We start from the raw sequence: 19,789 nt of genomic DNA on the forward strand, positions 1-19,789 counted from the left end.
CGCGTCCGGGGCCGGGTCAGTCGGTGGGCCGGCCCACGTCGCGGGACAGGTCCAGGGCCAGGAAGCGGTCCAGATAGGCCAGCGCCTCGAACCGGGCGCCGGGGGCCAGCCCCTGGTCGCGGGCCAGCTCGACCACCAGCCGAAGCGCGGTGGGGGTGTCCAGGCCGTCGTCGAGCGCGGCGTGGACCGGCGCCACCGCCTCGCCCGGCAGCGCCCGGGACGGGGACTCGGCGCACTCGGCCGTTCGGGCCCGCAACTCGGTGAGGGTGCGCTCGGCCTCGGCGGCCCCGTAATAGCCCTTGGGGTCCGCGCGCAGCGGTTCGTCCGCGGCCAGCGAGAGCAGCAGCAGGCGCAGCGCGAGCGGGTCTCGGGGGTGCGGGACCGGACGCCGCGGCGCGGCCTCGATCAGCGCCGCCGGGTGCAGCACGTGTACCCGGGCCTTGGGTCCCTGATCGCCGCTCTCGCCGATGTACAGGTCGATCGCGCCGTCCGGCTGTCCGGTGCCGGGCACCGGCATGTTGTACCGCCCGTAGCCCGTCGGGTCCGCGATCTGTGCGCGGTACGGCAGTTGATGGATCGTCACGGTCAGCCGGTGCCGGTCCGCGACGCGGCGGAAGGTGTCGGCGAGGATCGCCGCGCGCAACGAGCGACTCGGGTAGGCGACGCGCACCCGTCTGCCGATCGAGGTGGTCACGGGCTCGGACTTGCCGGTCTGGGAGTCGGTCAGTCGCACCATGTGCCCACGGTAGGCGTCCGGCCCGGCCGGCACGGCCATGACATCTGTCATGGCGCGATCAGGAGGTTTCCCACTTCGCCGGATCCGCGCCCACCGCCACTGTTGACGCATGACGATCACGGCTGGAAAACAGACGACCGCGCCGGCCGTCGCACTCGCCGGTGTGCGCAAGAGCTTCGGCGACCTGCGCGCCGTGGACGGGCTCGATCTGGAGCTGCACCAGGGCGAGACGGTCGCCCTGCTGGGCCCCAACGGCGCCGGCAAGTCCACCACGTTGGACCTGCTGCTCGGCCTGAGCCGGCCCACCGAGGGCACCGTCGCGCTGTTCGGCGGCGACCCGCGCGACGCGATCCGCCGGGGGCGGGTCGGTGCGATGTTGCAGAGCGGCGGCCTGATGCCGGACGTGACCGTCGGCGAGATGGTCAAGCTGGCCCGCGACCTGCACCCGCGCCCGTTGCCGCAGGCACAGGTGCTGCAACGGGCGGGCATCGAGGACCTGGTCGACAAGAACGTCGACAAGCTCTCCGGCGGGCAGGCCCAGCGGGTGCGCTTCGCGGTGGCCATCGCGGGCGAGGTGGACCTGATCGTCCTGGACGAGCCCACCACCGGCATGGACGTGGACAGCCGGCGGCGGTTCTGGGGGAGCATGCGCGAACAGGCCGAGCTGGGCCGCACCGTGTTGTTCGCGACGCACTACCTGGAAGAGGCGGACAACGTCGCCGACCGGGTGCTCGTGCTGCACCGCGGCAAACTGCTCGCCGACGCGAGCGCCGCGCAGATCAAGGCCCGCGCGGGACTGCGCCGGATCGCCTTCGACCTGACCGAGTCGGTCGAGCGGTACGAATCGACCCTGCGCGCGCTGCCCGGCGTCGTGCAGCTCGAACTCGGCGGCACCACGGTGCGCATGCGCAGCGACGACGCCGACGAGACGGTCGCCGCGATCTACGCCGCGGGTCTTCGGCCGCGCGGCCTGGAAGTGGCCGGACTCGGCCTGGAGCAGGCGTTCCTGGCGATCACCCAGCAGGCGGACGAGGCGGAAGGCATGGAGATCGCGTCATGAGGACCCTGATGAGGCTGGAAGTCCTGCGGATGTTGCGCAACCGCCGGTACCTGCTCTTCACGCTCGCCTACCCGGTCGCGATGTACCTGATCTTCGGCAGCCAGTCGGGTGACGTCGACGGCACCGACGTGGCCGCCTACATCATGGTGTCGATGGCCTCGTTCGGCGCGGTCGGCGCGACGCTCAGCGCGGGCGTGCAGCGGATCGCGGCCGAGCGGCAGAGCGGCTGGACCCGCCAGTTGCGGCTGACCACGCTGACCGGGCGGCAGTACGTGATCTCCAAGCTCGCGTCGGCGGCGGTGGTCGGCCTGCCCGCGATCGTGCTGGTGCTGTTCACCGGTTTCCTGCGCGGGGTGCGGCTGGACCCGTGGCAGTGGGGCGTGCTGGTGATCGCGCTGTGGTTCGGCTCGTTCGTGTTCGCGGTGCTGGGCATCGGGTTGGGCTATCTGGTCGCGCCCGACTCCGCCCAGCCGGTGTTCATGCTGGTCTACCTGGGCATGGCGGTGCTCGGCGGGATGTGGGTCCCGTTGACCGGGTTCCCGCAGTTCCTCCAGGACATCGGGCACGTGATGCCGACCTACCGGCTCGGCCGGCTCGGCTGGGAGGTGCTGGACGGCCGGCATCCCCGGATGTCGGACATCGCGGTATTGGCGCTGTATCTGGTCGCGTTCACCGCGCTGGCGGCGTGGCGCTACCGTCGCGACGAACAAAAGGTCGCGGCCTGAGTCGGGATCGCTTGCGGCACGGGACCTCATCCACGAAGGAGCGCACGGCATGAAGTGGTCGGACCCGACGCGGCAGGACAGCGCGCGAGGGCGGGCGATCCGGATGTCGTGGTCGTTGTTGTGGCTGTTCTTCCTCACCCCCGTCGTGCACGACCTGGCGACCGGGGGCTACGGCCCGGTCCGGCTGGCGCTGGGCTCGTTCGGGCTGCTGGTGGTGGTGGTCTGCTACGTCTCGCTGGTGTTCGGCGGGATCGGCTGGTTCGGCCTGTTCGGCCGGCTGGAGACCGCGCTGCGCCGGGTGCTGGACACCGATCGCATATTGCGACTGACCTGCCTGGTGTTGTGGGCGACCTCGGTCGCGCTGATCCTGGCCTTCGACGACGAGTGGCTGGGCCTGATGGTCTACGTGTCGGTGTCGCTGGGGGCCGGGCTGCGCTTCCCGCAGTCGATGTGGGCGATCCTGGGCTGTGTGCTGACCGGGCTGGCCCTGGGCGTGCTGCTGGGGGCGGCCGGGAACGACATCCTGGTGCTCGCCTTCGTCACGGTGCTCACCGGCGGGCTGATGCTCGGGATGCGCCGACTCCTGGAGACGCTGGTCGAGCTGCGCGAGGCCCGGGAGATCGTGGCCCAGCTCTCCGCGAACGAGGAGCGCCTGCGGATGGCCCGCGACCTGCACGACGTGCTCGGCCACTCGTTGTCCCTGATCACGCTCAAGAGCGAACTCGCCGGCCGGTTTCTGCCCGGGCAGGTCGAGCGCGCGGCGGAACAGGTCGCGGACATCGAGCGGGTCAGCCGGCAGGCGCTCGTGGACGTGCGCGAGGCGGTGGGCGGCTATCGGCGGCCGACCTTCGCGGTCGAGCTGGTGGGTGCCCGGATCGCCGCCCGCGCGGTGGGCATCGAGCTGGTCGTACTGCCCGAACAGTGGCCGGTGTGCCCGGATCCGGAGGCCGAGGCGGTGCTCGCGTGGGCGCTGCGCGAGGCGGTCACCAACACGATGCGGCACAGCGGCGCGCGACGTTGCTCGGTCACGCTGAGTACCGGAGCCGCGTGGAGCCTGGAGATCACCGACGACGGGCGTGGTGCGGCGCGCTGCGAGGGCAACGGGCTGACCGGGCTGCGCGAGCGGTTCGCGTTGGCCGACGGCGACATTCGGGTGGGTGTTCCCGAGGGAGGTCGCGGGTTCGCATTGACCGCTTCGGTCCCGGTGCTTCCCGGTAAGGACGACGTGGGGCTGATCGGTCCCGGGGTCAACCGCTAACGTTCGGCCCGTGATCAATGTGCTGCTCGCCGAGGACCAGGCCATGGTGCGCGAGGCGCTGGCCGCGTTGCTCGGCCTGGAGGAGGACATTCGCGTCGTCGCCCAGGTCGCGCGCGGGGACGAGGTGCTCGCGGCGGTTCGGGCCAGCGGCGCCGACGTGGCGCTGCTGGACATCGAGATGCCCGGCCAGGACGGTCTGTCCGCCGCCGCCGAGCTGCGCCGGGTCGTGCCCGGGTGCCGGATCGTCATCCTGACCACCTTCGGCCGGCCCGGCTATCTGCGTCGGGCGATGGAACTGGGCGCGGACGCCTTCCTGGTCAAGGACGCGCCCGCGGCACAACTGGCCGACGCCGTCCGGCGGGTGCTGCGCGGGGAGCGGGTGATCGACCCCACGCTCGCGGCGACCGCGCTCTCGGTCGGCGCCGATCCGCTGACCGAACGCGAGCGCGACGTGTTGCGGGCGGCGGCCGACGGCTCGACGGTGTCCGAGATCGCGTCGGGGCTGCACCTGTCCGAGGGCACCGTGCGCAACCACCTCTCCTCGTGCATCGGCAAGACGCATGCCCGCAACCGGGCCGACGCGGTGCGCATCGCGCACGAGAACGGCTGGATGTGAGCGGCGGCCCGCACCGCGAGGACCGGACCCCGGCCCGATCCCGACGGTGACCGGGCCGGCCCGCCTCGGCGTCCTTGAGGGTGTCGCCGCATGCCTTGCGCTCCACGGCTCGTGGCCGGGGATCGATACCCGCATCTCTCGTGCCGAGACGAAGGATCTTCGCAACTCCCCGCCCGGACCGGGTCGATGGGACCCGGGCGCGAAGGCCGGTAGAGTCCTCGTGCCCGGCGGCCCGAGTGCCGCCGGAGAGGATGTCGGAGGAAATGGGCATGGGGTCGCACCGGGCAAGCGGTCCCGAGCCGGGCGCCGGTCGTCCCCGCCGGGAGCGGATCCGCTGGGCCGCCGCCGGCGCCGCGCTCGCCGCGTTGCCCGCCGCGCTGGTCGTGGCCCTGTCCGGGGACTCGCCCGGGCGCGACCACGTGCTCAGCGCCGACTACGTGCGCACCGGTTCGTGGCCCACCGGGTACAGCGGCCAGTACGTCCTGCGCAATTCCGGCTCCGACACGGTCAAGGGCTGGACGCTGCGCTTCGATCTGCCGGCGGGCACCCGGGTCGCGAACGTGTGGAACGGCCGATTGCAGCCGGCCGAGGGCAAGTACACGGTGCGCAACGAGAATTGGAACAAGGCGCTGCGCCCGGGCGAGAGCATCGTGGTCGGCTTCGAGGTGCGCCGGGACGGCGCCGGCGTGCCGACCGCGAGCGAATCGGCGCGTGCCGACGGCCCGATCGCGTGCACGATCAACGACAAGCCGTGCGGCGTGCCCGCCCCGACCGCGTCCGGTGACCGCTCGGCCACGGCCGGGCCGATTCCCTCCGCCGGCCCGCTCGACGGCACCGACCGGCCCACCGCTCGGCCCACTCCCACCGGCACCGGCCGGGTCGGCGCCCCGTCGACCACGGCGCCGCCGCCGTCCTCGAGTGGCTCCACCGGGTCGGCCACGCCGCGCTCGGGCACGGTCGAACACCTAGCGCCCTACCTGGACATGACGCTCTCCGGCGCGCTCGACCCCGCCCGGGCGGGCGCGGCCGGCGGGGTGCGCGAGCGCACGTTGGCCTACGTCGTGGACGGTGGTGGTTGTCGGCCGATGTGGGGTGGGGTGACCCGACTCGACGACCCGGTGACCACCGGTCGGATCGCCGCGCTGCGGGATGCCGGCACCACGATCCGGGTCGCCTTCGGCGGCGCCGGCGGTACCGACCTCGCGGCGTCCTGCGGCACGCCCGAGGAACTGGCGGGCGTCTACCGGCAGGTTCTGGCCGCGACCGGGGCGACCGGGATGGACCTGGACATCGAGGGCCGCTCGCTGGTGCGTCCCGACGTGGTGCAGCGGCGCAACGCGGCGCTCCACCTGCTCCAGGAGGGTGCCCGGGCGGCCGGCCGGCCCGTGGACATCGGGTACTCGCTGCCCGTGGACCCGCTCCAGGGGTTGGGCGACGAGGCCAAGGCGCTGCTGCGCGACGCCGTCGCGCAGCAGGTCGAGGTCTCCTACGTCAACATCAAGGCGCTGAACTACGGCGCCGCGGTCGCCCCCCGGCCGCAGGGCCGGATGGGCCAGTTCGCGAGCGACGCCGCGCACGCCGTACAGGGGCAGATCCGCGAGGTGTGGCCGCAACTGTCCGAGGAGCAGTCCTGGCGGCGGGTGTCGGTGACGGTGATGATCGGCCGCAACGACGTGGCGGGCGAGGTGTTCACGCTGGACGACGCGCGCAGGTTCGCCGAGTTCGCCCGGACGGTGCACCTGGGCCGGATCGCCTGGTGGTCCGCGGCGCGGGACCGGCCGTGCCCCGACGGCGCCGGCACCGAGGCGGGCGTCGACCCCACGTGCAGCGGGGTCGCCCAGGACGCCGACGCGTTCCTGCGCATCCTGGGCGGCTGAGTCCCGGCGGCGGGACCGGCCGGGAGCGTGCTCGGTCCGCCGCGGCCCCGTCCGGGGTCGCCGGGCCTCAGTTCAGCCGGGCCCGGGCGGCCTTGGCCTCGGCCAGCACACCCTCGGCGACCTTCGGGTCGATCCGCTCGACGAGTTCGGCGTATTCCTCCAACTGCCGGGCGCCGGCCGCGAATTGGCCGGTCTTGGCGAGCAGCGTGCCGCGCTCGTGGCGCAGCGCCGCCGGATGGCGCGGCAGCAGCAGCGACAGCTCGACCGCCCACAACCGGGTCCAGGCGCCCTCGATGCCGCGCTCGGGCTGAGCGGCCCAGGCGCGGATGTTGTTGAGCACCCGGAGCAGGATCGCGGTCGGCCGGGCCGGCTGCAAAAGCGCCGGATCGCCCGCCTGGCCGCCCGCCTCCGCGGCCAACCGGCGGGCCCGCGACACCGACAGCGGCACCCCGCCGTGGAAGGGGTCGGCCAGCTCGAAGGCGTCGTCCGGATCACCGATCCCGACCACGAAATGTCCCGGCAACGCGACGCCGTAGACCGGCAGGCCGGCCCGTCGGCCCACCTCGATCCACACCATCGACAGCAGGATCGGCAGCCCGCGTCGACGGCGCAGCACCTCGTGCAGCAGCGACGAGCGCAGGTCGGCGTAGTCCGACTGTTGTCCGAAGAAGCGGGCCCGACCACCGAGCACGAGCGCGAGCGCCGCGGCGGCCCGGGCCGGGTCGCCCCCGGGGCCCACCTCGGCCCGCACGGCCGCCGCGAGCCGGTCCAACTCGGCGATGCCCGCGGCCGGGTCGAAGGTCGGATCGACCTCGACGCCCATCAGCAGTGCCGCCTCGGCCAGGTCCACCTCGTCCGCCCGGACCACCGAGGCGAACCGATCGCGTGCGTTCCCGGGATCGCTCACGGGCGGGCGACCGGCGATCGGCGGTAGTGGTAGCGGTGGTGGTCGGTGAAGCCGAGCGCGTCGTAGAGCTCGCGGGCCGGCCGGTTGTCCGATTCGACCTGGAGCCACCCGGTGACCGCGCCGCTCGCCAGCGCCCGATCGGTCAGCGCCTTCACGATCGCCCGGGCGTGGCCCCGCCGACGATGGGCCGGGTCGACCTCCAGGGCGGCGAAGCCCGCGTACCGACCGAGCACGCAGACGCGGCCGATCGCGATCGGCGCGCCCGAGTCCGGATCGCACACGGTCGCGAACAGGGTGCCGGGCGGACCCTGGAGCACATGCCGTTCGGCGCCGCCGCCCGAGCGGCCCGCGACGTGGTGGTAGAGGGATAGCCACGCGTCGGTGAGGGTGTCCTGGACCCGGACCGCACTCGCGTCCACGTCGTGCAGCACGTCCGCCGCGCGCACCAGCCGCCCGGTGCGCATCAGGGCGTCGCCCTCCGCGAGCCACCCGGCCGCGTCGAGGAAGCGGTCGAACGGGTCGGCGTGGGCGACCTGGAACAGCGTCGGCAACCCGCGGGTCTCGTACCAGCGGTTCACTCGATCGAGTGCCTCCTGGGAGGGGACGCCGGGCTCGCCCAGGACCAGCACCGAGTTGGCCCGCCGGGTGAATCCCTCGGCCGCGCGCAGCAGCCATTCGCCGAACGTGGCGACCTCCGGCGCGGGCCAGGATCGGCTGGCCACGTCCTGCAGCCGAGCCGGGGTGAGTCGTTGCACGGGCGGCGGCACCACCTTGGCGGCCACGATGCTCGCTTCGGCCACCCGGGCGATACTGCCGTCCCTGCGGGTGATTGTCAGCACACCGTCGCGCCAGTCCACGAGGTCGCCCACGACGTCCGTAAAGGCTGCTCCGGACTCCTCCGGCGGCAGCTCGCGGCGCACCGACACGCGTCTGCCCACATCTCGCGGTGTGATCCTCTTCACCTGTCCGGCTTCCCCGATCCGCGCTGACCTCGTCCGCCCACGTCTGCTGACATGTTCGCGGCCCACAGGAAGGGCCACCTGCTAGGAGTAGGCCCCGGCCCACCGCGATACTAGTTGCGGGCACCGACGTTGCCGCGCTCCCGCGCACCCTGTACCGCCCGCATGAGGAGGAACCCGACGTGACCTACGTCATCGCGCAGCCCTGCGTCGACCTGAAGGACAAGGCATGCATCGAGGAGTGCCCCGTCGACTGCATCTACGAGGGTGAGCGTGCGCTGTACATCCACCCCGACGAGTGCGTCGACTGTGGAGCCTGCGAGCCCGTCTGCCCGGTCGAGGCAATCTTCTACGAGGACGACACCCCGGAGCAGTGGAAGGACTACTACAAGGCGAATGTCGAGTTCTTCGACGACCTCGGCTCCCCGGGCGGCGCCTCGAAGATGGGTCTGATCGCCAAGGACCACCCGCTCATCGCCGCGCTGCCGCCGCAGGCGACCGGCGAGTAGAGCGACGTGACCGCTTCGCACAACGGTGCGGAAACGCCTACCGACCCCGCAGCCGCGCGGGGTCGGCGGGCGCGTCGCGTCACCGATCTGCTCCCCGTCTTCCCCTGGGACCGCCTCGAACCGTTCGGCGCGAGGGCCCGGGCCCACCCGGACGGCGTGGTCGACCTGTCGGTGGGCACGCCCGTCGATCCCACCCCGCAGCTCATCCGGGACGCGCTGAGCGCCGCCGCCGATTCGCCCGGCTACCCGACCGTGTACGGCAAGCCCGAACTGCGCGAGGCGATCGCCGGGTGGCTGGTGCGCCGGCTCGGCATCTCCGGCGCGAATCCGGACGCGGTGCTGCCGGTGATCGGTACCAAGGAACTGGTCGCGGCGCTGCCCAACCAGCTCGGGCTCGGCCCGGGCGACACGGTCGCGCACCCGACGCCGGCCTATCCCACCTACGACGTGGGTGCGCGGCTGGCCGGGGCCACCCCGCTCGCGGTGGCGGACGGCGTGCTGCCGGATCCCGCCGGCGTACGGATGATCTGGCTGAACTCGCCGGGCAACCCGCACGGCGCGGTGCACTCGGTCGAGGAACTGCGCGCGGTGGTCGAGTGGGCCCGCGCGCACGACATCCTGGTCGTCTCGGACGAGTGCTACATCGAGCTGTGCTGGGAGACCCAGGCGGTCTCGGTGCTGCACCCGGACGTGTGCGGCGACTCGCACGAGGGGCTGCTGGCGCTGCACTCGCTGTCCAAGCGCAGCAACCTGGCCGGCTACCGCGCGGGCTTCGTCACCGGCGACCTCGCGGTGATCCGCGAACTGCTCGCGGTGCGCAAACACTCGGGACACATCGTGCCGGGGCCGGTACAGGCGGCGATGACCGTCGCCTTCGCCGACGACGAGCACGTCGCGGTGCAACGGGCCCGCTACGCGGCCCGGCGCGCGGCCCTGCGCGACGCGCTGGAGTCGTCGGGCTTCCGGATCGAGCACTCCCTGGCGAGTCTCTACCTGTGGACCACGCGCGACGAGGACTGCTGGGACACCGTGGCGTGGTTCGCCGAGCGCGGCATCCTGGTCGCGCCGGGCGACTTCTACGGCCCGTCGGGCAACCGGCACGTGCGGATCGCGTTCACCGCGACCGACGAGCGGGTGGCGGCGGGCGTGGAGCGGCTCAAGAGCGGTTGAGCGACGAGGCTCGATTTACCTGACATATCGTCAGATAACGCGTCCCGGGACAGGGATAGGCTGCCGTCATGACCGTGAGGCTTGATCTGTCCCAGGACGCGGCGTCGCTCACCGCGCAGCTCGTCGACATCCCGTCCGTCAGCGGCGACGAGCGGGTGCTCGCCGACGCGGTGGAGCAGGCGCTGCGCGCCCACCCGCATCTGACCGTCCACCGGGACGGCGACTCGGTGGTCGCGCGCACCGACCTCGGGCGGCCCGAACGCATCCTGATCGCCGGCCACCTGGACACCGTCCCGATCGCGGACAATCTGCCGTCGCGGATCGAGGGTCCGCTGATGTACGGCTGTGGCACCTCGGACATGAAGAGCGGCGTCGCGGTGCAACTGCGCCTCGCCGCACAACTGACCGAGCCCAATCGCGACGTCACCTACGTGTTCTACGACTGCGAGGAGATCGAGGCATCCCGCAACGGGCTGCTGCGGCTGGCGAACACCCGTCCGGAGTGGCTCGTCGCCGACTTCGCGGTGCTGATGGAGCCGACCGGCGGCGCGGTCGAGGGGGGCTGCCAGGGCACCCTGCGCGTGCGGATCACCACCCTCGGCACCCGCGCCCACTCGGCCCGCTCGTGGCTGGGCGACAACGCGATCCACGCCGCGGCACCGATCCTGACCCGCTTGCAGGGCTACGAGGCCGCCAAGGTCGTGATCGACGGGCTCGAGTACCGCGAGGGGCTCAGCGCGGTCGCGATCGAGGGCGGCGTGGCGGGCAACGTGATCCCGGACGTGTGCACGGTGACGGTGAACTTCCGGTTCGCCCCCAATCGCAGCGTCGAGCAGGCGTTGGAGCATGTGCGGGAGGTGTTCGCCGGGTTCGACGTGGTGCTCACCGATGCCGCCGCCGGTGCGCTGCCCGGTCTGGACCGACCCGCGGCGGCGGCCTTCGTGGCGGCGATCGGGACCGCGCCGCGGGCCAAGTTCGGCTGGACCGACGTGGCGCGCTTCTCCGCGCTGGGCATCCCCGCGGTCAACTACGGGCCCGGCGACCCCAACCTCGCGCACAAGCGCGACGAACACGTGGAGATCGCGCTGATCGGGGAAAGCGAGAAGCGACTGCTGCACTGGTTGCGTTAGGACCCGGCCCGGCCCGAACCGTCGCGGTGGTTCCCCGGTAAATGCGATCAACCACCGCCCGGGCGTGACAGGGTGGCCGGATGGATGCGCGATTCGCTCCGGAGGAGCCACCCGAGTTCGCCTCGCCCAGTGAGGTCGAGGAAGAGCATCCCGGCATGGGGCACCTCGGTACCGAGGCGTGGCGCGTGCTGCGGATCCAGACCGAGTTCGTGGACGGGTTCGGCATGCTCGCCGACCTGGGCCGGGCGGTCAGCGTGTTCGGGTCCGCCCGGACCAAACCCGGGTCGGCCGAATACCGGATCGGCGAGCGGGTCGGCCGGGCGCTGGCCGAGGCCGGCTACGCGGTGATCACCGGCGGCGGCCCGGGCGCGATGGAGGCGGCCAACAAGGGCGCCCGGGACGCGGGCGGGCAGTCCGTGGGCGTGGGCATCAAGCTCCCGTTCGAGTCCGGGCTCAACCCGTACGTGGACCGGGGCATCACGTTCCGCTACTTCTTCGCGCGCAAGACGATGTTCGTCAAGTACGCGCAGGGCTTCATCGTGCTGCCCGGCGGGATCGGCACGCTGGACGAGTTGTTCGAGGCGCTGACCCTGGTCCAGACCGGCAAGGTCACCCACTTCCCGGTGGTGCTGATCGGTCGTGACTACTGGACCGGCCTGATCGACTGGGTCCGTGACGTGGTGATCGCCCAGGGCAAGGCGTCGCCGGCCGACTTGGACCTGATCCGGATCACCGACGACGTGGACGAGGCGGTGCGCATCATCCGCGACGCCGACCTGGAGTGCTCCAAGATCGAGGCCGAGTCCCGCGCGGACAAGGCCGAGGCGGAACGCCGCGCCGGTGGCGGAGCAATTGCCACCTGACGGGCATTCGGGCGCCCCGCCGCGTTCACTTGGGGGACACCGACGGGCGAAAGCGTAGGGGCGTCCCGATATTTCCTGCCTGTCACTGGAGAAACCAGATGTCGCTGTCCCGCAGGGGCTTCCTCGGTCGCACCGCCACCACCGGTGCCGGTGTCGCCCTCATCGGCAGCACCGGCATGCTGCTGGCCCCGAACGCCTCGGCCTCGTCCCGGCACAACGGGCACGGCCGGCCGCCGGCCCAGCCGGGCTACGGTGCGCTGATCAACGACCCCGCCGGGCGCTTGGCGCTGCCCAAGGGTTTCTCGTACCAGATCGTCACCGAGGCCGGTGTCACCAAGCTGGAGTCGGGCGAGCCCACCCCGAGCAACCACGACGGCACCGGCGCCTTCAAGCTGCGCGGCGGCGGCACGGTCCTGGTCAACAACCACGAGCTCGGCGGTTCGTTCAAGGACACCCCGCTCCCGGTCCCGCACCTGTCGGGTCTGGTCTACGACGAGGGTCTCGCCGGCGGCTGCACGGTGGTCGAGGTGAACCGTTACGGCAGGCGCATCCGCGAGTACGTCGGCGTGGCCGGCACCGCGACCAACTGCGCGGGCGGGGTGACCCCCTGGGACACCTGGCTGACCTGTGAGGAGACCGAGCAGCTCGCCGGTCAGGGCAGCGCGACCAAGGACCACGGCTACGTGTTCGAGGTCGACCCGTACGACCGCCGCGCCAACCGCGACCCGAAGCCGATCAAGGCGCTCGGCCGGTTCGCCCACGAGGCGGTCGCGGTCGACCCGCGCCGCGGTCACCTCTACCTGACCGAGGACGCGAGCAACCCGAACGGGCTGTTCTACCGCTGGGAGCCCCCGCGCCACTGGGACGGCGGCCGGGGCCGGCTGCGCAAGCTCGCCGACGACGCGGGCACCCTCGCGGCGATGCGCTGCGTCGACGCGAGCGGCAAGCACGTGGACGACCTCTCCCGCGCGACCGAGATCGGCACCACCTACGCCGTCGACTGGGTCAAGGTGCAGGAGCGCGACGCGCGCACGGTGTCCATCCGCAAGCAGTTCCAGAACACCGACATCACCCGCGGTCGCAAGATCGAGGGCATCTGGTGGGGCGACGGCGGCGCGTGGGTCGTCTGCAGCTTCGCCCGCAAGGAGAGCCCGGGCACGGCGCACGACGGCCAGATCTGGTTCTACGACCCCCGCCGCGGCCGGCTGACCCTGAAGCTGCGCTTCGGCGTGAACGCGACGCCCGACGTGGACGGCCCGTTCGACGGCCCGGACAACATCAGCGTCTCGCCGCACGGCGGCGTGATCATCGCCGAGGACGGCGAGGGCGTGCAGCACCTGCTCGGCGCGACCGAGGACGGCAAGACCTACCCGGTCGCCCGCAACGACGCGGACGGGGACAGCGAGTTCACCGGCCCGATCTTCTCCGAGGACGGCCGCACGCTGTTCGCGAACGTGCAGACCCCGGGCACCATGTACGCGATCCAGGGCCCCTGGAAGCGCTGCTGATCCGCTGATCCGCCGGCTGCGGCCGGAGCCACTCCTCGGCGCCCGCGCCCACCTCCTCGGTGGGCGCGGGCGCCGAGACACGTTCCCCGCGGGCCGGTCAGGCCAGGGCGCGCCGGGCCACCGCGGGCTGCCGGGTGCCGTGGATCGAGGACACCATGTCCAGCACCTGACGGGTCTCCTCGACCTGGTGCGCGCGATACACCCGGGCACCGAGCCACGCGCTGACCGCGGTGGTGGCGAGCGTGCCGAGCAGGCGTTCGTTCACCGGCTTGTCCAGCGTCTCGCCGACGAAGTCCTTGTTGGACAGCGACACCAGGACCGGCCAGCCGGTGTCGACCATCTCGCCGAGTCGGCGGGTCGCCTCCAGCGAGTGCCGGGTGTTCTTGCCGAAGTCGTGCCCGGGGTCGATCAGGATCGCGTCGCGGCGCACGCCCAGCCGCGCGGCGCGCTCGGCCAGGCCGACCGTGACGTCCAGGATGTCGGCCATCACGTCCACGTAGCCGATCCGGTGCGGCCGGGTGCGCGGCTGCGCGCGACCGGCGTGGGTGCACACGATGCCCACGTCGTACTTGGCGGCCACCTCGGCGAGCTTGGGGTCCACCCCGCCCCACGCGTCGTTCATCAGGTCCGCGCCCGCCTCGCAGACCGCCTCGGCCACCTCGTGCCGCCATGTGTCGACGCTGATCACCACGTCGGGGTGGCGGCGGCGGACCTCGGCCACGAACGACGCCGTGCGGCGGATCTCCTCCGTGACGTCCACCTCCGCCCCCGGACCGGCCTTGACTCCCCCGATGTCCACGATCCCCGCGCCCTCGGCGACCGCACGTTCGACCGCGTCCAGGGCGGGTCGATCGTCGAAGGTCGCTCCCTTGTCGAAAAACGAGTCCGGTGTCCGGTTGACGATCGCCATGATCACCAACTCGTCGCCACCGAACTCCCGTCGCCCCAGCCTCAGCGTCGTCACCCCGTCGACCTCCGCCCACCACACCCTGCACGTGCCACCTGACCCCCTGATCGTGGCACGATCGTCCCGTGCGACGACCCGGGGGCTTCCCGAAGCGGCCCGGAGCGGACGCCCGTCCCAGCACTTGCAGCGCCGTCGAAGGGGAGCCGTCCGTGTTCTGGATCCAGCTTGTCGTGGTGACCGGGGTGATCCTCGTGATCGCCGCGGTCGTGCTCGGGGCGGGTGGCTCCCTTCCCGACGCCCACCGCGAACAGCCCGAGCTGCGGATGGCCGGCGACCGCCCGCTCACGAGCGCCGACGTGGACGACATCCGGTTCCCGGTGGTCTTTCGCGGCTACCGGATGAGCGAGGTCGACCTGGTCCTGGACCGCCTCACCGGCGAACTCGCGGCGCGGGACGCGCGCATCCTGGAACTCGAATACAAGATCAGCGGCACCACCCCGGCCGGCGTCACCGTGTCCGTCCCGGCCGCCGCGGGGGCGAGCGCGCTCGGCGCGGGCCGACTCGCCCCGCCGCCGCGCGCCGCGGGCACCACGCTGTCCCTGGAGAAGCCGAGCACCGAGTCGGGCGAAGCCGGGTCGAGCGGCGCCGACGAGGAGCAGGCCCGGCCGGCGAGCGCCGCCGCACGGGCGGACGAGGATGCGGCCGAGGTCGGCGAGTCGACCCCGGGTGGGACCGCCGAGCCGGCCGACGCCGAGCCGAGTGCGGCACCGCCCGCCGAGCCGGCCGACGCTGCGGAGGCCGCGACGGACGCGAGCGACGCGACGGACGCGACGGACGCGACGGACGCGACGGATGCGAGCGACGCGACGGACGCGACGGACGCGACCGAGGGCGCCACACCCACCGCCGAGCCGAAGGGCGACCCGAAGCCGTGACCGTCGTCGGCGGTCCGGTCGCGGGGCCGGACGGACTGCTGCGCTGCCCGTGGGGCGCGACCGGCCCGGAGGACTATCGGGCCTACCACGACACCGAGTGGGGCGTCCCGGTGCACGGCGAGGACGCGCTGTACGAACGCGTGTGCCTGGAGGCGTTCCAGTCCGGCCTGTCCTGGCTGACCATCCTGCGCCGACGGGCCGGTTTCCGGGCGGCCTTCGCGGATTTCTCGATCGCCGCGGTGGCGCGATTCGACGACGCGGACCGGGCCCGGCTGCTCGCCGACGAGGGCATCATCCGCAATCGGGCCAAGATCGACGCCGCCATCGCCAACGCACACGCGGCGCAGGCCCTCCAGGGCGGCCTGGACGCGCTCGTATGGTCGTTCGCACCTTCCGGACGCCGGAAGGCTCCCGCGGCCCTGTCGGACGTACCGGCGGTCACCGACGAGTCGACCGCGCTGGCCAAGGAACTCAAGCGCAAGGGATTCCGCTTCGTCGGCCCGACCACGGCCTACGCGCTGATGCAGGCGTGCGGGTTGGTCAACGACCACCTCACGGGTTGCACCGCTCGCTGAGGCCGCCCGTCCTGCCGGGCCGGGGCACCGCCGCGGATCGACCTCGCGCGGCGGTGCGCCGAGCCGGACTCAGCGGCCGACGAAGGTCGGCTTCTCCTTGGCGACGAACGCCGCGACCGCGATCCGGTGGTCCTGCGAGCCGCCCACGCGCAGTTGCAGCTCCTCCTCCTTGGCCAGGGTCTCGACCAGCGAGTGCGACGCGCCGTAGGCCACCGACTCCTTGAGCGCGGCCAGCGCCACGGTCGGCCCCTCGGCGAGCCGGCGGGCCAGTTCGCGCGCCGTGTCCAGCACCTGATCGGCCGGCACCACCTGGTTGGCCAGTCCAAGTTCGAGCGCCTCGGCCGCCTTGACCATGCGCGGCACCATCAGCAGTTCGACCGCCCGAGCCTGACCGACCAGGCGCGGCAACGTCCACGACGCGCCGGAGTCGGCGGTCAGCGCGACGCCCGCGAACGCCGTGTTGAAGCCGGCCGTGTCCGCCATGATCCGGAAGTCGCAGGCCCACGCGATCGCCGCGCCGGCCCCCGCCGCGACGCCGTTGACCGCGGCGATCACCGGCTTGGCCATCGTGGCGAGCGCGGTCACCAACGGGTTGTAGTGCTCGCGCACGGTCGCGAAGGTGGCCTCGGGGCCGGTTTCGAGCTGGCGGATGTGCGCCTTGAGGTCCTGGCCGACACAAAACGCCCGGCCGCTGCCGGTCAGCAGGACCGCTCGAACATCGGGATCCTCGGCCGCGCGCAGCACCGCGTCGCGCAACGCGATCTTGCTCGATTCGTCCAACGAGTTCATCGCGTCGGGACGGTTCAGCGTGACGGTCGCGACTCCGTCGGCGAGTTCGTAGAGCACATTGTCGGTCTTGTCGGCCATGGCCTGCCTCCGCATCACGTACATCACCGCAGGTGGGATGTGCACAGCATGCCGGACCGTCCGGCCGTGCCCCCGCCCGGCCCTGATGGACCGTCAGCTCGATTTCGAGCCGGGACGGACCATCTCATTCCGCTCCGTACGGACGAGGTTCGAGAGGCCGACGGGACCCGATGTTGCTCACCCCACCGTTCGATGCGGGATAATGGTCCCTGATCAATGCTCTCGAAGACCGGTGGCCGGTTTGAGCACCGGTGCGTCGATATGCAGGAAGGGGAACGAGCATGGCGGCCATGAAGCCGCGGACGGGCGACGGCCCGCTCGAGGTGACCAAGGAAGGGCGGGGCATCGTCATGCGCGTTCCGCTTGAGGGCGGTGGACGGCTCGTAGTCGAGCTGTCGGCCGATGAGGCCGGCGCCCTGAGCGAGGCGCTGAAGAACGCCGTGGGCTGACCCCCCCGGGGCGACGCCCTCGACGAAAGTCGTGATGCGACGGCCTCGATTCGGACCCGGAGACTCGGGTCCGAATCGAGGCCGTCGGCATGTCCGGGCGGCTTTGGCCCGACGGCGCGGGCGAAAGGAGTCCCGACGAGCCGCGACCACCGGAGGCGATCAGCCCCGGCGGGCCGCGCACAGCAGGCCGTCGCCGACCGGGAGCAGCGCGGGCACGAGCGACTCGTGCTCGCGGATCACCCGCAGCACGTCGCGCACGGCCGCGGTCTCCGGGTCCCGGTGCGCCGGATCGGGCACCCGGTCGTGCAGGAGCGCGTTGTCGAAGCAGACCACGCCGCCGGGCCGCAGCAGGCGCAGCGCCTCGGCCAGGTAGTCCAGGTACTCCAGTTTGTCGCCGTCGCAGAAGACCAGGTCGTAACCGCCGTCGGCGAGCCGCGGCAGCACCTCCAGGGCGCGGCCCGGGATGAACCGGGCACGACCGCTGGGGAAGCCCGCCTCGGTGAAGGTCTCCTTGGCGAGGCGCTGGTTCTCCGGGTCGGCGTCGACCGTGGTGAGCACACCGTCGGGGCGCATGCCGCGCAGCAGGTAGAGGCCGGAGACCCCGGTCCCGGTCCCGATCTCGGCGACCGCCTTGGCCTCCACCGCGGCCGCGAGGAAGCGCAGTGCGGCACCGCCACCCGGACCTATCGGGAGCACGCCGACTTCCCGGGCGCGGGCGCGGGCGCCCGCGAGGACGGCGTCCTCGCCGACGTACTCTTCCGCGAACGCCCAGCTCGCCTGGCGATTGCCGGAAATGGCTTCCTCCTCTGTCCCGGCCGCCCGTACGCGTCTCGACGGGTCGGCCACCTGAGCGCAAGGGTATTACCGAGGGGTCATCCGCCCGGCCGGGGAGCGCCGCACGCGTGCGCCCGGGCGCCGGGCACGAGCGCCGGGGGGCGACCGGGCCGGAATCGGGGAACCCCGTCCGGGCGCGGTTCGTTGGCCCCCTCGGAAGACAGGTGAACACGAGGCTCGTGGTCTCGCGGCACCGCAGGTGGGCCGGATCCGGGCTCGGCGCCCTTATCCGGGCTTAACAGGCAGGGCGCTTATGGTGGTTGCGCTACTCGGAAGAGGAGGTGTGGCAGTGGTCGACCACCGCGGGGAACAATCCTGTACCCGCGACGCGTCGCCGATGCCGGATCACGTGGCCGAAGCCGCAAACGCAATCAGCAGCCCAGCCCAGGCCGAATGGGTCCCGCCGTCGTGGGAGGACATCGTCCGCACCCACTCCGCTCGGGTCTATCGGCTCGCCTACCGCCTCAGCGGCAACCCGCACGACGCGGACGACATCACCCAAGAGGTGTTCGTCCGAGTGTTCCGATCGTTGTCGAGCTACACGCCCGGCACGTTCGAGGGTTGGCTGCACCGCATCACCACGAACCTTTTCCTCGACATGGTTCGGCGCCGTCAGCGCATCCGCTTCGAGGGTCTGGGCGACGACGCGGGCGAACGCCTCGCCGGTCGTGAGCTCTCACCCGCGCAGGCATACGACGACGCCCACCTGGACGCGGACGTCCAGCAGGCGCTGGACGCGCTCGCTCCGGAGTTCCGCGCCGCGGTCGTGCTGTGTGACATCGAGGGCCTGTCGTACGAGGAGATCGCCACCACGCTCGGAGTGAAACTCGGGACCGTGCGCAGCCGCATTCACCGCGGCCGGTCCCAGCTCCGTGCGGCGCTGCGGCATCGTGCTCCCCGGAACAAGGCAGGCCAGGAGACGGCTGCGGAGGTCCGGACCACGGTGCGGAGATGAGGGACCGTGATCAGTGAGCCCGGCGACCGCTTGGGCAGGGGGGTAGTGAGTGCCACACGGGTGGGGCGCGCCGCGACCCGACGTGGGGCATGCGAGGTGGGGACATGAGCCACCTCGACGACAAGCTCGCCGCCTATGTGGACGGCGAGCTGGGCCACGAGGCCCGTGAGAAGGTGCTGGCGCACCTCGCCGAATGCGCGGACTGTCGCGTGGAGGCGGAGGAGCAGCGCCAGGTGAAACAACTGCTCGGCAAGGTGGCGCAACCCGGACCGTCGGGCGATCTGATGGCGCGGTTGCTGGCCTTGGGCGAGCCGGATCAGGAGCCGCCTCCGCCGCCCGCGTCGGGGGATCGTTTCACCTTCCCGACCGCCGGGCGACCGGCGGTCTCGGCACGTGCGCGTCTGCGCTCGACCGGTCCGCGGGCCGGTCGGCCCGGCAACATGCCCGAGCGGGTGCGCCCGCCGGTGAGCCGGCGTCGGCTGACATTCGCCGCCGCGGGCGCGTTCTCGATGATGGCCGTCGCGCTGAGCAGCGCGTTCGTGCCGGGCGGGACGAGCGGCGGCACCGAGGGACGGCCCGCGGCGCCGGCCGTGGAGCGATACCTCGTGGAGCAGGCCGCCACCACGACCGCACTGCCGGCGGGCTCGGCGCCGCGCCGGCCGGGGCTGGTGCTGGCCGGCGCCCCGCTGACGGTGCCGGTGCCGTCTGAGGGCGCTCGCCACTAGGGCGACGACCGCAATCCCGCGTCGAGGTATTCGGCGCGGGATCGAGGTCGTGGCCCGGTGTGGTGCGGATCGGCGGAAACGGGTCGTAGTCGGGCGAATCGGAGTGGGTGTCGCCCGGCGGGCGGGGCACTTTCGGCCGACCGCGCGTGCGACGTGGCGGGGCGGGTATCCACTGCCGCCGGGACGGCACCGATCGGCACGCGCAAGACTGTGGCCGTGTCGGG

Annotated in this window: 21 protein-coding genes; 15 read left to right on the forward strand and 6 right to left on the reverse strand. The window is 72.5% G+C overall.

Annotation, left to right across the window (positions count from 1 at the left end; genetic code table 11):
* Positions 1-16 precede the first annotated feature (16 nt).
* Positions 17-787: a hypothetical protein gene (locus tag ABZ374_RS24890; RefSeq protein ID WP_360314619.1), complete on the reverse strand. Its 771-nt coding sequence runs from the start codon at positions 785-787 to the stop codon at positions 17-19.
* Between the two features lie 58 nt (positions 788-845).
* On the opposite strand from ABZ374_RS24890, the gene ABZ374_RS24895 reads away from it, so the two are divergent.
* From ABZ374_RS24895 to ABZ374_RS24915, 5 genes are all read left to right on the forward strand, one after another.
* Positions 846-1,796: an ABC transporter ATP-binding protein gene (locus tag ABZ374_RS24895; protein WP_360314621.1), complete on the forward strand. Its 951-nt coding sequence runs from the start codon at positions 846-848 to the stop codon at positions 1,794-1,796.
* On the forward strand, positions 1,793-2,521 hold the full coding sequence (locus tag ABZ374_RS24900) for an ABC transporter permease (RefSeq protein WP_360314623.1): 729 nt from the start codon (positions 1,793-1,795) through the stop codon (positions 2,519-2,521). The genes ABZ374_RS24895 and ABZ374_RS24900 overlap by 4 nt, the downstream gene beginning before the upstream one ends.
* Positions 2,522-2,570: 49 nt before the next feature.
* Entirely contained in the window at positions 2,571-3,779 is a 1,209-nt protein-coding gene (locus tag ABZ374_RS24905) for a sensor histidine kinase (RefSeq protein ID WP_360314625.1), read from the forward strand.
* 10 nt (positions 3,780-3,789) lie between these two features.
* Positions 3,790-4,395, forward strand: coding sequence for a response regulator transcription factor (locus ABZ374_RS24910; protein ID WP_360314627.1), 606 nt, complete (start codon positions 3,790-3,792; stop codon positions 4,393-4,395).
* A 269-nt stretch (positions 4,396-4,664) separates the two neighbouring features.
* Positions 4,665-6,272, forward strand: a complete 1,608-nt coding sequence (locus ABZ374_RS24915; RefSeq protein WP_360314629.1) for a cellulose binding domain-containing protein — start codon at positions 4,665-4,667, stop codon at positions 6,270-6,272.
* Positions 6,273-6,339: 67 nt separating this feature from the next.
* Here the strand turns inward: ABZ374_RS24915 and ABZ374_RS24920 are convergent, their stop codons facing one another.
* Positions 6,340-7,179 (reverse strand): transglutaminase-like domain-containing protein, encoded by an 840-nt coding sequence (locus tag ABZ374_RS24920; RefSeq protein ID WP_360314631.1) that lies wholly within the window; start codon positions 7,177-7,179, stop codon positions 6,340-6,342.
* A complete protein-coding gene (locus ABZ374_RS24925) occupies positions 7,176-8,117 on the reverse strand; it encodes a GNAT family N-acetyltransferase (protein WP_360314633.1) in 942 nt (313 codons plus the stop codon). The genes ABZ374_RS24920 and ABZ374_RS24925 overlap by 4 nt, the downstream gene beginning before the upstream one ends.
* A 203-nt stretch (positions 8,118-8,320) precedes the next feature.
* On the opposite strand from ABZ374_RS24925, the gene fdxA reads away from it, so the two are divergent.
* The 5 genes from fdxA to ABZ374_RS24950 all read left to right on the forward strand — a co-directional run bounded on the left by fdxA (position 8,321) and on the right by ABZ374_RS24950 (position 13,318).
* A complete protein-coding gene (fdxA, locus tag ABZ374_RS24930) occupies positions 8,321-8,647 on the forward strand; it encodes a ferredoxin (protein WP_020556628.1) in 327 nt (108 codons plus the stop codon).
* Positions 8,648-8,734: 87 nt separating this feature from the next.
* Positions 8,735-9,817 (forward strand): succinyldiaminopimelate transaminase, encoded by a 1,083-nt coding sequence (gene dapC, locus ABZ374_RS24935; protein WP_360314699.1) that lies wholly within the window; start codon positions 8,735-8,737, stop codon positions 9,815-9,817.
* 68 nt (positions 9,818-9,885) lie between these two features.
* Positions 9,886-10,947 (forward strand): succinyl-diaminopimelate desuccinylase, encoded by a 1,062-nt coding sequence (gene dapE, locus ABZ374_RS24940; RefSeq protein WP_360314635.1) that lies wholly within the window; start codon positions 9,886-9,888, stop codon positions 10,945-10,947.
* An 80-nt stretch (positions 10,948-11,027) separates the two neighbouring features.
* Complete coding sequence (locus ABZ374_RS24945; protein WP_360314637.1) at positions 11,028-11,810, forward strand: TIGR00730 family Rossman fold protein; 783 nt, start codon at positions 11,028-11,030, stop codon at positions 11,808-11,810.
* A gap of 98 nt (positions 11,811-11,908) precedes the next feature.
* Entirely contained in the window at positions 11,909-13,318 is a 1,410-nt protein-coding gene (locus tag ABZ374_RS24950; protein WP_360314639.1) for an alkaline phosphatase PhoX, read from the forward strand.
* Positions 13,319-13,415: 97 nt separating this feature from the next.
* Here the strand turns inward: ABZ374_RS24950 and folP are convergent, their stop codons facing one another.
* Entirely contained in the window at positions 13,416-14,228 is an 813-nt protein-coding gene (folP, locus tag ABZ374_RS24955) for a dihydropteroate synthase (protein ID WP_360314701.1), read from the reverse strand.
* A gap of 206 nt (positions 14,229-14,434) precedes the next feature.
* Between folP and ABZ374_RS24960 the strand changes: the two genes are divergently transcribed.
* Both ABZ374_RS24960 and ABZ374_RS24965 read left to right on the forward strand, forming a co-directional pair.
* The gene (locus ABZ374_RS24960; RefSeq protein WP_360314641.1) at positions 14,435-15,160 is read left to right on the forward strand and encodes a DivIVA domain-containing protein; all 726 of its coding nucleotides are present in this window, start codon (positions 14,435-14,437) and stop codon (positions 15,158-15,160) included.
* On the forward strand, positions 15,157-15,735 hold the full coding sequence (locus ABZ374_RS24965) for a DNA-3-methyladenine glycosylase I (RefSeq protein WP_360314643.1): 579 nt from the start codon (positions 15,157-15,159) through the stop codon (positions 15,733-15,735). The genes ABZ374_RS24960 and ABZ374_RS24965 overlap by 4 nt, the downstream gene beginning before the upstream one ends.
* Before the next feature lie 69 nt (positions 15,736-15,804).
* Here the strand turns inward: ABZ374_RS24965 and ABZ374_RS24970 are convergent, their stop codons facing one another.
* Positions 15,805-16,602, reverse strand: coding sequence for an enoyl-CoA hydratase-related protein (locus ABZ374_RS24970; protein WP_360314645.1), 798 nt, complete (start codon positions 16,600-16,602; stop codon positions 15,805-15,807).
* 281 nt (positions 16,603-16,883) lie between these two features.
* Between ABZ374_RS24970 and ABZ374_RS24975 the strand changes: the two genes are divergently transcribed.
* Positions 16,884-17,051, forward strand: a complete 168-nt coding sequence (locus ABZ374_RS24975) for a DUF3117 domain-containing protein (protein WP_078976897.1) — start codon at positions 16,884-16,886, stop codon at positions 17,049-17,051.
* Positions 17,052-17,210: 159 nt separating this feature from the next.
* Here the strand turns inward: ABZ374_RS24975 and ABZ374_RS24980 are convergent, their stop codons facing one another.
* On the reverse strand, positions 17,211-17,897 hold the full coding sequence (locus ABZ374_RS24980; protein WP_360314647.1) for an O-methyltransferase: 687 nt from the start codon (positions 17,895-17,897) through the stop codon (positions 17,211-17,213).
* Positions 17,898-18,222: 325 nt separating this feature from the next.
* Between ABZ374_RS24980 and sigE the strand changes: the two genes are divergently transcribed.
* Both sigE and ABZ374_RS24990 read left to right on the forward strand, forming a co-directional pair.
* Positions 18,223-18,840 (forward strand): RNA polymerase sigma factor SigE, encoded by a 618-nt coding sequence (sigE, locus tag ABZ374_RS24985; protein WP_052174094.1) that lies wholly within the window; start codon positions 18,223-18,225, stop codon positions 18,838-18,840.
* Positions 18,841-18,944: 104 nt separating this feature from the next.
* Positions 18,945-19,565: an anti-sigma factor gene (locus tag ABZ374_RS24990; RefSeq protein WP_360314649.1), complete on the forward strand. Its 621-nt coding sequence runs from the start codon at positions 18,945-18,947 to the stop codon at positions 19,563-19,565.
* Positions 19,566-19,789: the final 224 nt, after the last annotated feature.

Origin of the sequence: Embleya sp. NPDC005971 (genome assembly GCF_040629175.1) — a bacterium.
GTDB lineage: Bacteria > Actinomycetota > Actinomycetes > Streptomycetales > Streptomycetaceae > Embleya.